A 14,054-nucleotide genomic window follows, 5' to 3' on the forward strand; every position below is an offset into this window, starting at 1 on the left:
ACTTAGGAGAGACACCATGGCAGCCAAGGAAATCATCTACAACGAGTCCGCCCGCAGCATGATCCTCGCGGGGGTCAACGCCCTCGCCGACGCGGTCAAGGTCACGCTCGGCCCGAAGGGGCGCAACGTCGTCATCGAGAAGAGCTTCGGCTCGCCGACGGTCACCAAGGACGGCGTGACGGTCGCCAAGGAGATCGAGCTCGAGAACCGCTTCGAGAACATGGGCGCCCAGATGGTCCGCGAGGTCGCCTCGAAGACGAGCGACATCGCCGGCGACGGGACGACCACCGCGACGGTGCTCGCCCAGGCGATCTACCGCGAGGGCTCCAAGCTCGTCGCGGCCGGGCACAACCCGATGGAGATCAAGCGCGGCATCGACAAGGCGGTCGAGGCGATCGTCGAGCACCTCCGCGGCTCCGCCAAGCAGACGAAGGACGCGAAGGAGATCGCGCAGGTCGGCACGATCAGCGCGAACGGCGACGAGACGATCGGCAAGCTCCTCGCCGACGCGATGGAGAAGGTCGGCAAGGAGGGCGTGATCACGGTCGAGGAGGCCAAGAGCGCCGACACGACCCTCGACGTGGTCGAGGGCATGCAGTTCGACCGCGGCTACCTCTCGCCGTACTTCGTGACCGATCCCGAGGCCATGAAGGCGAACCTCGAGGACTGCTACATCCTCATCTCGGAGAAGAAGATCTCCAACATGAAGGACCTGCTCCCGGTGCTCGAGGCGATCGCCAAGAGCCAGAAGCAGCTCCTCATCATCGCCGAGGACGTCGAGGGCGAGGCGCTCGCGACCCTCGTCGTGAACAAGCTCCGCGGCACGCTGCACTGCGCGGCCGTCAAGGCGCCGGGCTTCGGTGATCGCCGCAAGGAGATGCTGAAGGACATCGCCACCCTGACGGACGGCCAGGTGATCGCGGAGGAGCTCGGCCTCAAGCTCGAGAACGTCACGATCAGCGATCTCGGCCGCGCCAAGACCGTCATCATCGACAAGGACAACACCACGATCGTCGGCGGCCAGGGCAAGAAGGACAAGATCAAGGCCCGGCAGCAGGAGATCCGCGCCCAGATCGAGAACACGACGAGCGACTACGACCGCGAGAAGCTCCAGGAGCGGCTCGCGAAGCTCGTGGGCGGCGTCGCGGTCGTCAAGGTCGGCGCCGCGACCGAGACCGAGATGAAGGAGAAGAAGGCCCGCGTCGAGGACGCGCTCCACGCGACCCGCGCGGCCGTCGAGGAGGGCATCGTCCCGGGCGGCGGCGTGGCGCTCATCCGCGCGCAGAGCTCGCTCGAGAAGCTCAAGGTCAACGACGAGCAGCGGTTCGGCGTGAACATCATCCGCCGCGCCATCGAGGAGCCCCTCCGCCAGATCTCGGCCAACGCCGGGGAAGAGGGCTCGATCGTCGTGCAGAAGGTGCGCGACGGCAAGGACTCGTACGGCTACAACGCGGCGTCGGGCGACTACGGCAACCTGCTCGAGATGGGCGTCATCGATCCGGTCAAGGTCGTCCGGTCGGCGCTCCAGAACGCGGCCAGCGTCGCCAGCCTGATGCTCACCACCGAGGCGCTCATCGCCGAGCGGCCGAAGGAGGAGAAGCCGGCGGCCGGTGGCGCCCACGCGGGCCACGGCCACGACTTCTGATCGCGACGCGCCGCGCTGACCGTTAAGCCCGGCGGGCGAGGGCCGACTTCCTTCTCGGGAAGTCGGCCCTTCGCCATTTCGACTTCCGGCGGGCCGCGGCGCATGATCTGATCCGGCGCAGGTTCGCGATGAGCACCCTGACTACCGAGCGCCTGGCGCTCACCCCGGTCTCGCTGCCCCTGCTCGAGGCGGTCATCCGCGGAGATCGCGCCGAGGCCGAGGCCCTCTCCGGCGCGCGCTTCCCCGGCGCCTGGCCTGGGCGCGCGCTCGTCGAGCGCGCCTTCAGCTCGCCGCTCGACCGGCTGCGGGACGATCCAGAGGCGTTCCTGTGGGGCACGCGGCTGATGGTGACGTGCGGGCAAGAGGAGCGCGTCGTCGTCGGCAGCGTGGTGCTGAACGGCCGGCCCGACGCGACCGGCACCGTGGAGATCGGCTACGGCGTCGAGGGCAAGTCCCAGGGCCAGGGCTACGCCACGGAGGGGTCGCGCGCCGTCCTGCACTGGACGCTGCAGCAGCCGGGCGTGAAGCGCGTGATCGCGACCACGCCGGCCTGGCACCGCGCGTCGCTCCGGGTGATCGAGAAGCTCGGGATGCGCCCTGCTGGAACGCTCGAGCACGACCTCCTGGGCGAGCTCCTCGTCTTCGAGCGCTACCCCGAGTAGCGCCCCGCCGTCCATGGGCGGGGGCCCGCCGCGGCGTCGCTCACCCGCCTGCGCGGCTCACGCCGCCGCGCGGGTCGCGCCGCCGAGCCCACTCGCACAGGGTCATGCCCGCCGCGATCGCCACGGGGTACGAGTGGTTGATCCCGTACATGGGGATCGCGATCACGTCCTCGCACGCATCGAGCAGCGCCTGCGGCAGCCCGTCATCCTCGCTGCCGAAGAGGAACACGAGCCCGCGGGGGAAGGGCGCCTCCCAGAGGGTCCGCCGCGCGTGATCGCGCTCCACGCCGATGAGCGGGCGGCCGCGCGCCGCTTCGAGGAAGCTCGCCTCGTCGGGGCACTCGACGATGGTCTCGTACTTCTGCATGCCCATCGAAGCACGCTCGTAATAGGGTTCGGTCCCGATCAGGAAGATCTCCCGGACTAGGAACGAGTGCGCGACGCGGATGATGGCGCCGATGTTGAACGGGTTCTTCGCGCGGCAGACGGCGATGGAGAAGTCGCTCCGCAAGGGGGCGAGCTCGTCGCGGATCTCCCGGGTGGTGAGCCCGAAGGGCGGGATCTTCACGGCGCGCTGGCTCCCCTACTCGGCGGCGAAGCGATCGAACAGCGGATAGATGGGCCCCTCGTGGACCCTGATCCGCTCGGTCGTGCCCGTGGCGTGCTTGACCAGGAGCACGAGCCCGGCGCGCGGCACGGCGTCGAGCGCGCCCCGGATCGCCGCGACGGACATGCGCCGCAGCGGCTGCCCGGCGATCTCCAGCACCTCGTCGTCCTTGCGGAGCCCGGCGCGCTCCGCGGGCCCGCCCTCCATGGTGCGCGAGATGAATGCGGAACCGGAATGCAGCTGGTACCAAAGGCCGAGGCCGAACCTGGCGTGCGCCGGCTGGAACGCGAGCGTGAGCGAGCCGCCCGCATCGAGCTCGACCTCGATCTCGCCTGCGGCTCGCTGCGTGTCGCTCGGGCGGCCGATGTCGCGCACCCCGATCGGCTTGTCGACGAGCGGGTCCGCTTCCCAGACCTCCACCCGGAGCCGGTCCTCGGGCAAGATCTGGAAGTTCCCGCTGGGTCCTTCGGGCCAGGTCGGCTCCAGCGTGTTCGTTTGCTCCGCCGTCCGAAAGATCTCCGCGCCGTTGACGAAGACGCGGACATAGGGGTCCGGGAGGTCGCCAGCGCCGGAATCCCAGGCTCGGCCGTCCCGAGTGCGCTCCGGGATTCTCGCACGGACGACCCGAAGCCATCGGACGTCCTCGGGCGGCGGAGGATGCAGCTCCTGGTCTGGAGGAGGCTCGCGCAGGCGGGTCGAGAGCTCGGGATAGAGCGCCGAGCAGCCGCCCGCGGCGAGCGGCGTGCCACCTGCAGCGAGCAGCAGGATGAACGCGGGCAAGCAGAGCGAGAGCGCGCGATGCCGTCGGAGGACCAAGATGGCGCCATTTTTGGCCGGAGCCGGCGTCAGCCGCAACTAAACCGTGCTATTTCGGGCGCCCATGCACGATCAGCCCGTCATTGCTACCAGCGACCTCAGCGCGCACGTCGGCAGCACTGTCGTGCTCCGCGGATGGCTCTACAACAAGCGATCGAGCGGCAAGCTCCACTTCCTCGAGCTGCGCGACGGCTTCGGCACCGTCCAGTGCGTGATGGCGAAGAGCGACGTCGGCGACGAGGTCTTCGCGGCCGCCGACAAGGTCACCCAGGAGAGCGTGATCGATGTCGTCGGCGAGGTGAAGGCGCACCCGAAGCGCGCCGGGGTCTACGAGATCGCCGCGTCCGCCTTCCGCGTGCTCGCCTCCACCACCGGCGAGTACCCCATCTCCCCGAAGGAGCACGGGACCGACTTCCTCATGGATCACCGCCACCTCTGGCTGCGATCGAGGCGGCAGCACGCGATCTTGCGCGTTCGTCACACCATCATCCAGGCCGTCCGCGACTTCTTCGACGGGCGCGGGTTCACGCTCGTCGATGCGCCGGTCTTCACGCCGAACGCGTGCGAGGGGACGAGCACGCTGTTCCAGACCGACTACCACGGCGAGAAGGCGTACCTCACCCAGTCGGGGCAGCTGTACATGGAGGCGGCAGCGGCCGCGTTCGGGAAGGCGTACTGCTTCGGCCCCACGTTCCGCGCGGAAAAGTCGAAGACCCGCCGCCACCTGGCCGAGTTCTGGATGGTCGAGCCCGAGGTGGCGTTCATGGACCTCGCGGGCGACATGGACCTCGCGGAAGACTTCCTCTGCTTCATCGTCGAGCGGGTCCTCGAGCGCCGCCGCCCCGAGCTCGCGGTGCTCGAGCGCGACGTCGGGAAGCTCGAGGCCGTCAAGAAGCCGTTCCCGCGCATCCGCTACGACGAGGCCGTCGCCATCCTGAACGAGGCGCGCGCGGAGAAACGCAAAATGGCCGGAGAGTCTGAAATTCCGGATTTTCCCTGGGGCGAGGATTTCGGCGGCGAGGACGAGACGATCATCTCCGGCCGGTACGATCGTCCCGTCATGATCCACCGCTATCCGGCTCAGGTGAAAGCCTTCTACATGAAGCGCGATCCGACGGACGACCGGCTCGCGCTCTGCGTCGATGTCCTGGCGCCGGAGGGTTATGGAGAGGTGATCGGCGGCGGGCAGCGCGAGGATGATCTCGCCACCCTCGAGCGGGCAATCGAGGCGCATCGGCTGCCCCCCGAGGCGTTCGGCTGGTACCTGGATCTGCGCCGGTATGGCACCTTCCCGCATGCGGGCTTCGGGCTGGGCATCGAGCGGAGCGTCGCCTGGATCTGCGGTCTGCCCCACGTGCGCGAGACGATCCCGTTCCCGCGCATGCTGAATCGGCTCTCGCCGTAGTGCCGCGCGTCAGAGATCCTGCCGGGAAATCTGGGGACCGCTTGGCAGCGCCTCATTCACGGCGCGATGCGCCACGGCGCCGACGCGGCGGGCCGAACGCGTGCGAGCGTGGAAGCGTGGAAGCGTGGAAGCAGACGAGGCTAGCCGCTCCCCGCGCGCACCCACGCGTCGGAATCGTAACGCTGTGCGAGGAGCGTGAGTAAGAGGTAACGCGATCGGCAAGCCCGCGCGACGCGCGACAACGGCGGCCAGTGTGGTCAGGCCGTGCCCGCGCCGCAGCTCGCCGCTGGGGATCCGTTTTTGCTCCGCTTGCAGGGCGACTCTGTCGTATCAAGAAAGCATAGGGCGCAACCCGCGACCCACGCTCACTCGGCCGACCGACGGAGCCACCCCTGCTTGCAGATGAGGGAGCGCTCTACCGGCGAGCCGGACCCTGCCCCCGCCTCCCCGACCCAACTCGCGAGGACAAAGCTATGGCTCGTCTCGTCGGCTTTATCGGTAACCGTCCGGATCTCGGCGCGCGTGCGATCGAGCTCGAAGAACGTGCCCTCACGGTTCGCCGAAGGGAGGGCGTGATCCCTGGCTGGGGGGTCGGCTTCTACCAGGGAGGAGAGATTCTCCTCAAGCGCCGGCCGATCGACGATCGACCCGAGATCAGCCTGGTCGACATGACCAAGGACGTGCGCGCCGACATCCTCGTGGCGCATGTCCGGGCTGCGACCGTCGGCAGCTTGCGCACCGAGAACACGCACCCGTTCCGCTATCGGCAGTGGCTGTTCGCCCACACGGGCACGGTCGAAGGGTTCGCCCGCCTGCGGAACCAGCTGAGCGACTCGCTACCGCAGTTTCTCCAGCGCGACGTTCGCGGCGAGACGGACAGCGAGATCCTCTTCCACCTGTTCCTGTCCTTCCTCCACGACAGCGGCCAGCTCGATCGGCCCAACGTGGACGCGGCGAGCGCGCGGACGGCCCTGCGGTCTTCCATCGCGCTCGTCGACCGGCTCTGCGCGGAGGAAGGGGCGGGGCCGAGCGCGATGAACATCGTGGTCACCAACCCCGAGTACCTGCTCGCCGCCCACGGCGGCACGTCGATGGCGTACCGCATTTACCAGGGCAGCGAGGACATGGAGCGGCTCCTCAGCGACGGCGGGTTGGGCCGAATGCGCATGCCCGACTATGCCGCGAGCCGGCTGACGCTCGTCGCGTCGGACTTCGATGACGACCAGGCCCCCGCAGGGTGGACCCACGTTGGCGAGCGTGCGATCGTGACGTTCACCCGCGCCGATGCTCCCGCGATCGAGCCGATCTGAACGCCCGAAGGTCCCGCAGGAGGCCAGGGTGCATGCACCGCCGGCCGGCTCTCCGGACAGCTCTCGGCCGTCGCCGGCGTGTCCTTCGCTGCTCGTCGCCGTGATCGCGGGCTGGTCGCTCCTGGGGTGCGGCCGAGGAGAACCGGCTTCCTTTCCCACCGCCGCCGAGCTCTCTGACGAGCGCCGCCGCCCTGACGGCGTGGCGCTCGATCCGGCGAGCACCCCGCCGCCACCGACGAACCAGGCAGACGTCGAGGACAGCGTCGTGACCCTCCGGACGCCTCTCGGCATCGGCGCCGCGCTGGATGTCGTGGACGAGTTCTTCCGCCGGGTGGTCGCCGAGGACAGCGAAGCCCTGAGCGAGCTGCTGACGCGCGATGCCCTCGCGATCCACACCGGCTCGGGCGGATCGGGGCAGCCGCCGAGCGCCGGGCTCTGGTGGGAGCAGCGGTTCCGGCGACTCGAGTACGGAAAGCTCGCTGGAGAGCCGGTCTATCGGGAGTCGGAGCTCCAGATCTTCCGGGCCGAGGACGTGCTCGCGACGCCGCAACACCCCGCGATCCAGCCGGAGACGCTCGATGACCAGGACGTCGTGATCCGCGTGCCGATCGCGACAGCGCGGGTCGCGGCGGATCGCCTGCTCGGCGACGAGATCGTCGTCTGGCTGCGCCGCGACGGCCCGCGATTCAGGATCTACCGGCTGCTCGAGGACTTCCAGTTACAGTAGGCTTTGCGCTTGTGCCATATCTCCGACAAGATCGGGGCTCGATGAGCCGCCTCAAGATCGCGTTCGTGGGCTCCGGGGGAGCGGCGCGAGGCCTTGCGCACCTCGGCGTGCTGAAGGCTTGCGAGGAGCTGGGCATCCATCCGGAGATCTACGTGGGCGCGGGGGCGGGCGCGCTGGTCAGCGCGACGTACGGGCAAGACATCCCGCTCGATGTGCTGCTCGACGCCTACCGCCTCCCCTGGAGACGGCGTCACCGCGGGCCTCGCCTCCACGTGTCGAGCTTCTTTGGAGCTCCCGCGCTGCGCGATCTGCTCGATCCGGGATACCTCTGCTCCGGGGTGTTCTCGATCGACAGGCTCGAGCGCTACGTGCGCCGGACGCTGCCGATCAACGACTTCCGGCAGCTGCCCCACGCGGTCTTCGTGACGGCGGTCGACGTGGACAGCGCCAAGCGGGTCGTGTTCGGCCCGGGCTACGACGAGGCCACGCCGATCAGCCAGGCCGTGGCCGCCAGCTGCTGCGTGCCCGGCCTGTTCCGGCCCTACCGCATCAACGGCCGCTATCACCTCAGCGGCGAGGTGATCCGGACGCTCTCCGCCGATGTGGCCGTGAATGCCGGCGCGAACATCGTGATCATCTCGAACATCTACCGTCCCGAGGAGCGCGACGAGTCGCAGCGCTCGATCGCGAGGAGCGGCGCGCCCAGCGTCGTCCGGCAGTCGCTCAGCATTCTTCTCGCCGAGAAGGAGCGCCGCGGCGTCGAGCTCCTCTCCAAGCTCTACCCGAACGTCACCTTCCTGGACGTGGCGCCCGCGATCGGCCGGTACAGCTACATGAACAGGTTCGCCGCCAAGCCGCTCGTCCTGCGCGGCTACCGCACTGCGCTCCGCATACTCGCGGCCGCGAAGGAGAAGGGCGTGTTCGATGCCCCCTCCTCGAAGAGCGCACTGAACTAGAGCGGGGAGCAAGTTCGAGCGCTACGGGCCCATCCGCGTCGTTCGGCTCGCTGCGACGTACTTTCGTGCGCCTCACCCGCCTGCCTAGCGGCTGAGCCCGTAGCGCACGAACCTGCACCCCGCTCGCCGCTCGCCCCCGCGTCCGTCGACGGCGCCGTCGCGCAGCGACCGGCCGCTACATCCCCGCGACGATGCGGTACTCGTCCTGGTACTCCACCAGCTCCAGGCGGTTGTCGTCGACCTTGCGGCGCCACTCTTCGCCCTTGCCGCCCGGGATGCGATAGCTCGCGCTGAAGGTGTAGTCGACGTAGATGACGTCATCGTCCTTGAGGACGCGCCGGTAGCGGATCTCGTAGCGGATGGCGCGCGCGTCCTGGAACTTGCCGGTGAGGTACGTGCGCAGGCCGGCGTAATCGAGGTCGTCCGCCGCATCGATGTTGCCGCCGTCCTCGTAGTACTTGGGCGACGCGAGCTTGAGCAGCTCGCTCACGTTCTTGCTCTCCACCGCGTTGCGATACTTCTCGCAGAACGAGATGATCTTGCGGTTGTCGTCGTTGTCCTCCACGTCCGTGTTCGGGATGTAGTGGGTCGCGCACCCGGCGAGGACGGCCGAAGCAACGACGAGGAGCGAAGCGACAGCTTTTGTTTGGCGGCAGAACATACGCGGGCAGGACAACGCTCGGGGGAAGCAGCTGATTCCAGCCGGGAACCTTGCCAGATCGAGGCGCGGATCGGCAAGCGAAGCGATCACGATCACCGGGGATGACGCGGACGGGCGCGCCGCTACGCGTGCTCCTCGAGCCAGCGGAGGAGGGCGAGGTGGCCGACCGGCCCGTCGTGGTCGACAGAAAGGTCGGGATCGACCTTGCGCAGGCGCTCGTCGTCGCCGGGATCCGCCTGCAGGAGGAGCGCGACGGCGCCGCTGGCGAGCGCGCGGTGCCGGGCGCCGGTGAGGCTGAGCAGCTCTCGTGCGACCGGCCCGGCGTCGTCGGCCGCGAGGACGACCATGCGGTCGGCGTCCGAGGACGCGACGAGATCGGCCGCGGCGCGGAGCGCCTCCAGCGCGCCGCCGAGCCCGGCGCCTACCGCGAAGCTCGGCCCGGTGAGCTGGTACGCGATGGCGCACTCGCCCGCGATCGCGTTCGGCGACGTCGCAGGGAAGAGGCGCGGCTCGACGAAGCGGGCTCCGCGCGCGCGCCGGCGGGCGTCGTAGGTATCGTTGGTGTCGATCGTGGCGAGCGCGTGGCCCGCGACGATGCCGGCGCCCCGCAAGCGATCGGCGCCGACGATGGCGGCGAGCGCTGCCACCGCCGTCAGCCCGAGCCGGCAGAGCGCGTCGAGGCGCGCGAGGCGATCGCGCGCGATGCCGGTCGCCTCGGCGAGGCGCCCGAGATCGGAGCCCGTCACGCGCGCGTGCGCGCGGAGAACCACGGCGCGGGGGCGCCGCGGCCGGCGCCCGCTCGCGGAGGACGTGAGCAAGAGGGCGGCGTTGGCGCCGCCGAACGCCGCCGAGAGCTTGAGCGCCGAGGAGAGCGGGCGGGGCTCGGCGCGCTCGAGCAGGTGAGCCGGAGCGTCGGGGTCGAGCTCGCCTTCGGAGGCCGCCGGCGGAGCGATGGACGCCTCGAGGGCGGCCGCGGCGGCGAGCGTCTCGAGCGCGCCCGCGGCCCCGAGCGTGTGCCCGATCTGAGCCTTGAACGGGTGGACCACCGGCGGAAGCGCATCCGCGCCCGGCAGCGTGCCCGAGCCGCCCTGCACGGCGCCACGCGAGAGCAGCGCGGCGATCGCGCGCGACTCCATCGCGTCGTTGTAAGGCGTCGCCGTGGCGTGGGCGCTGATGAGACCGACGCGCGATGCAGGCCACCCGGCGTCGGCGAGCGCCGCGGCGCCGGCGCGCGCGAGCCCCGATCCGGTTCGATCCGGGGCGGTGATGTGCACCGCGTCCGTGGACGCGCCGAAGCCGGCGACGCGGACGATCACCGGGGCGCCGCGGAGACGGTCCTCGCGGACGAGGGCGACGACGGCGGCGCCCTCGCCGAGCGCCATGCCGTCACGGCCGATCCGAAACGGGCGCGACCTGGACGCCGTGGTCGCGCGGAGCGCCTCGAAGCCGGCGGCGACGAAGGTGCTGAGGGCGTCGTAGCCGCCGGCGAGCACGAGATCGCAGGCGTCGCGATCGAGCCAGCGGAGACCGAGGCCGATCGCCAGGGTGCTCGCCGCACAGGCCGCGAGCAGGTGCGTGCGCAGCGGGGTCCGCTCGAGCCCGAACGCGGCGAGCGCATCATTGAACGGCGCGAAATAGGTCGCGCCCGAGGCCAGCGCGGCGAGCGAGCCGGCGTCGGCCCCCTCGGCGCGCGCGGCGAAGAACCGCTCCGCGGTGAGCATGCCGCCGCTGGAGGTGCCGAGGGCGACGCCGATGCGCTCGCCACGAAAGCCCGGGCGCGCGCCCTCCAGCGCCGCGAGGGTCTGCGAGAGCGCCGCCTTCAGCAGGTCCGTGGCGCGATCGGCGCCCGGAGCGACGCCGAGGTCCGCGGGCGCGCGCGCGGCGAAGGGCCGCAGCAGGCCGGCGCGCGCCAGCTCCTCGTCGCGCGTGATCGCGACAGGCGCAGGCTCGCCAGCCCGAGGGACGCGGTACGCGAGAGGGCCGAGGCCGAGCGCCGAGACGGCGCCCGAGGCGATGACGCAGGCGTCGCTCATGAGCCGCCCCCCGGCCGGAGCGCGTCGGGATCGACGAACGCGCGTGGATCCGGCGCGCGCTCCCGCTCCTCGGCCTCGCAGATCACCGTGATGAGCAGCCCGGTCGAGGCCTGCGCGTAACGGACGTTGGCGCAGCCCATGCCCTCGGCGATCACGACCTCCTCGTCGAGCCGGCGCCGGCGGGCGCCCTCCGCCGTCGACCACGTGGTGCGGCGCGCGCCGATCACGCCCCGATCGTTGACCCGCAGATCGATCATGGCGTCGCCGTCGCGCAGGACGAAGGAATCCGTGCTCGCAGCGCGCGAGTACCAGAGCAGCGTCCCCGCCGCCGGATGGAGCATCCACCAGCGCAGGAAATCTACCGGCAGACCGCGGAGTGAAGCCCGAGGCGTCGAGGCGTCGCCGCGCCTCAGCAGGTCGAGCGCGGGCACGGCGAAACGGAAGCGATCGCCGCGCGCCCACAGGTCGAGCGCGGTGGTGCCGCCCGGGCCGAGGAGGATCATCCGCAGCGCGCCCTCCGGCTCGGGAGTGTCGCTCCCCGCCGCGCGTGCGCGCCCTTCGATCGCCGGCGGGGCGACCGCGATCGCGCCGCGCGCCTCGAGCACGTGACCCGTGCGCGGCTCCCGCAGCGCCATGCGGACGCGGAGCGTGCGCGGGCCGGCCCCCTCGACCTCGCGCCGGAGACCTGCGAGGCGCTCGCGCCCCTCGCGCCACGCGGAGGGGTCGAGCCGCGCGGCGGCCGTGCCCGCCGATGGGCCCGGCAGGAGGCGCGCTAGCTCGGCGTCGAGCGCGCCGCGCCGCGGAGCGCTCGCGGCGCAGGCGGGGACGCACGCGAGCAAGAGCAGGACGCGCCCAGCGCTGACGAGGCGCCGCGCACGACGGCGGGGAGCAGGCAGCGATGTCGTCACGCGTCGCCGGGAGCGACCAGCAGGATGGCGTATCCCCGGTCGGGTGCGCCGCCCAGGACGAGCACGCTCGCGAGGTCGCGGCAGGCGAGCGCCGCGACCGCCGCAGCGGCGGCGAACCCGCCGGCGCCCTCGTGATCGCCTGAGCGCGGCGCGAGCAGGGTGCGCGGCACCTCGGCCCACGGTGAGCCATGCAGGCAGGCGGCGAGGCGCTCCTCCTCCCGTCCGACGAACACGGCGGCCGGCGACGGGACGGTGGCCTGCGCTCGCAGAGCGCTCTCTCCCGGAGCGCCGAGGCGCGCCGGCGCTGGCGCTCCCACGAGCATCCCCACGCCGTCACCCCGCCAGGAGTTCCACCAGGACACCGTCGCCACCGGGCGTGCCCCTCGCTCACGCGCCCGCGCGGCGCTCTCGAAGAGCAGCACGGCAGCGCCCTCGCTGCGGACACCGCTGCTGACGACCTGCGAGCAGATCGGACCGAGGCACCGCTCGATCATCGGGCTCGTCTCCTCGACGCTGCCGGCGGCGAGCACCTCCCCCTCCCCGGCCGTGATGAGCTCGATGGCCGTGACCATGGCCGCTTCCGCGGTCGCTCCGAGATCGGCCATCGCGAACACCGGGCCACGTAGGCCCAGGTAGATGGAGGCATGCCCGACCGGCGACGAGGGGACCAGGTTCGGAAAATCGGCGGGGCTCGCGTACTTCGCGCCCTTGTCGTAGATGCGTCGCATGTAGGCGGTCGAGGCGTCGACGCTGCCAAAGGACGCGCCGACGATGGCGCCGGGAAGGGTGCGGCTCGGCGCGACGTCGGCCGCCGGATCGCCCGCGCCGGCATCGGCCTGCACCGCGCCACCGAGCCCGGCATCCGAGAGGGCCGTGAGGATCGCGGCCGTCGTCAGCCGGCCAGCTCGGTCGAGCCGCCTCGCCCGCGCGAGATCGAGGTGCGCGGCCGTGTTGAAGGGGATGGCCCCTTCCGCTGGCGGAGGGCCAGGCTCGAGATACGCGGCGCCGCCACGGGACGCGAGGACGCCCAGCGGGCCGATCGTCGCGGCCGCGGTCACGACGACCGAGCGCCGCCGGGGCGCGCTGCCGGCGTCGAGCGGCGGCGGGAAACGGCCGGGCTGCGCGAGCACGAGCACGCTGTCCGTGCCGCCGAAGCCGAAGGAGTTCGACATCGCCGACCGGATCGGCGCCTCGCGCGCCTCCTTGAGGTGCACGAGCTGGCACTCCGGATCGACCTCTTCGAGGCCGCCGGTCGGGGGCATCACGCCACGCGCGACGGCGAGGGCGGTGATCGCCGCCTCGATCGCGCCCGCTGCGCCGAGCGTGTGCCCGATCTGCCCCTTCGAGGAGGAGACCGCGATGCGGCTCACCTCTGGGCCGAGGCAGGCGCGCAGGGCGGCGCTCTCCATGACGTCGTTCAACGGCGTCGCGGTGCCGTGCGCGTTGACGTAATCCAGATCCGAGGGCGTGAGCGCCGCGCACCGGAGAGCGTCGCGCATGACGCGCGCGGCGGTGCGCCCCTCGCGCTCGGGGTTGGTGATGTGATGAGCCTCGGCGCCGGTCGCCCATCCGCGGAGCTCGACGATCGGCTCCGCGCCGCGCGCGCGCGCGGCGTCCTCGGACTCGAGGAGCAGGAACGCCGCGGCTTCGCCGAGGTTCAGGCCGGCGCGCCGCCGATCGAACGGGCGGCACGGCTCCGGATCGACGGCCGCGAGCGCGCCGAAGCCGGTGTAGGTCAGCCGGCACAGGCCGTCGGCGCCCCCCGCGAGCACGCGGGTGGAGAGGCCGGCGCGGAGCCAGGCCGCCCCCAGCAAGATGGCGTTCGCGCCGCTCGAGCAGGCGCTGCAGACGCTCCTCACCCGCCGGAACGGACCGACGGCGGCGCGGACATGGTCGGCCGTCGAGGAGAGCGGATGCGAGAGCATCCGCTTCAGGGGGGCGATCGCGCTGGGGTCGTGCGACAGCCAGGCGAGCAAATCCTCCGTCTCGAACATCCCGGCGGTCGTCCCGCCGACCACCAGGTCGACCGGAACGGCCCTCGGATCGATGCCCGCGTGCGCGAGCGCCTCGCGGGCCGAGAGCACGGCCATCGCGTCGGTCCGAGACCACCCTTCCGCCTCGCCGGGCGGAGCGACCTCCTCGGGGGAGAGGTCGCGGACCTCCGCGGCGATGCGCCCGCGCGTCCCGGGGATCTCGAACAAGGAGAGCGGCGCGAAGGCCCGCTCTCCTGCGATGAGCCGGTCCATCGTCTCGCTCGCCCCGCGCGCCAGGGGCGAGACGACCCCGATGCCCGTCACCCAGATGCGCACGCCCGAACGGCTCTC

General features: G+C 71.5%; 12 protein-coding genes. 6 read left to right on the forward strand and 6 right to left on the reverse strand.

What is annotated here, in order from left to right:
* Positions 1-16 precede the first annotated feature (16 nt).
* Both groL and POL72_RS10065 read left to right on the forward strand, forming a co-directional pair.
* Positions 17-1,645 (forward strand): chaperonin GroEL, encoded by a 1,629-nt coding sequence (groL, locus tag POL72_RS10060; RefSeq protein WP_012238540.1) that lies wholly within the window; start codon positions 17-19, stop codon positions 1,643-1,645.
* A 128-nt stretch (positions 1,646-1,773) separates the two neighbouring features.
* Positions 1,774-2,307, forward strand: a complete 534-nt coding sequence (locus POL72_RS10065) for a GNAT family N-acetyltransferase (protein ID WP_272094839.1) — start codon at positions 1,774-1,776, stop codon at positions 2,305-2,307.
* Positions 2,308-2,347: 40 nt separating this feature from the next.
* Here the strand turns inward: POL72_RS10065 and POL72_RS10070 are convergent, their stop codons facing one another.
* Positions 2,348-2,875 carry a TrmH family RNA methyltransferase gene (locus tag POL72_RS10070; protein WP_272094841.1) on the reverse strand — a complete coding sequence of 176 codons (528 nt, stop codon included), beginning with the start codon at positions 2,873-2,875 and terminating at the stop codon, positions 2,348-2,350.
* Positions 2,876-2,890: 15 nt separating this feature from the next.
* A complete protein-coding gene (locus POL72_RS10075; RefSeq protein ID WP_272094842.1) occupies positions 2,891-3,730 on the reverse strand; it encodes a C2 domain-containing protein in 840 nt (279 codons plus the stop codon).
* 64 nt (positions 3,731-3,794) lie between these two features.
* Here POL72_RS10075 and asnS point away from each other — a divergent pair, with 64 nt between their 5' ends.
* The 4 genes from asnS (at position 3,795) to POL72_RS10095 (ending at position 8,128) form a co-directional block, all read left to right on the forward strand.
* Positions 3,795-5,135, forward strand: a complete 1,341-nt coding sequence (gene asnS, locus POL72_RS10080; RefSeq protein ID WP_272094843.1) for an asparagine--tRNA ligase — start codon at positions 3,795-3,797, stop codon at positions 5,133-5,135.
* 572 nt (positions 5,136-5,707) lie between these two features.
* On the forward strand, positions 5,708-6,445 hold the full coding sequence (locus tag POL72_RS10085; RefSeq protein WP_272094844.1) for a class II glutamine amidotransferase: 738 nt from the start codon (positions 5,708-5,710) through the stop codon (positions 6,443-6,445).
* Positions 6,446-6,473: 28 nt separating this feature from the next.
* A complete protein-coding gene (locus tag POL72_RS10090; RefSeq protein ID WP_272094845.1) occupies positions 6,474-7,172 on the forward strand; it encodes a hypothetical protein in 699 nt (232 codons plus the stop codon).
* Positions 7,173-7,213: 41 nt separating this feature from the next.
* Entirely contained in the window at positions 7,214-8,128 is a 915-nt protein-coding gene (locus tag POL72_RS10095) for a patatin-like phospholipase family protein (protein WP_272094847.1), read from the forward strand.
* Between the two features lie 175 nt (positions 8,129-8,303).
* Here the strand turns inward: POL72_RS10095 and POL72_RS10100 are convergent, their stop codons facing one another.
* The 4 genes from POL72_RS10100 to POL72_RS51175 all read right to left on the reverse strand — a co-directional run bounded on the left by POL72_RS10100 (position 8,304) and on the right by POL72_RS51175 (position 14,039).
* Positions 8,304-8,789, reverse strand: a complete 486-nt coding sequence (locus tag POL72_RS10100) for a hypothetical protein (protein ID WP_272094848.1) — start codon at positions 8,787-8,789, stop codon at positions 8,304-8,306.
* Positions 8,790-8,911: 122 nt separating this feature from the next.
* Entirely contained in the window at positions 8,912-10,822 is a 1,911-nt protein-coding gene (locus POL72_RS10105; protein ID WP_272094849.1) for a beta-ketoacyl synthase N-terminal-like domain-containing protein, read from the reverse strand.
* The gene (locus tag POL72_RS10110) at positions 10,819-11,730 is read right to left on the reverse strand and encodes a hypothetical protein (protein WP_272094850.1); all 912 of its coding nucleotides are present in this window, start codon (positions 11,728-11,730) and stop codon (positions 10,819-10,821) included. Before POL72_RS10110 ends, POL72_RS10105 begins: the two co-directional genes overlap by 4 nt.
* Complete coding sequence (locus POL72_RS51175; RefSeq protein WP_272094851.1) at positions 11,727-14,039, reverse strand: beta-ketoacyl-[acyl-carrier-protein] synthase family protein; 2,313 nt, start codon at positions 14,037-14,039, stop codon at positions 11,727-11,729. The genes POL72_RS10110 and POL72_RS51175 overlap by 4 nt, the downstream gene beginning before the upstream one ends.
* Between the last annotated feature and the right edge of the window lie 15 nt (positions 14,040-14,054).

It is taken from the genome of Sorangium aterium, from assembly GCF_028368935.1.
Taxonomy (GTDB): domain Bacteria; phylum Myxococcota_A; class Polyangia; order Polyangiales; family Polyangiaceae; genus Sorangium; species Sorangium atrum.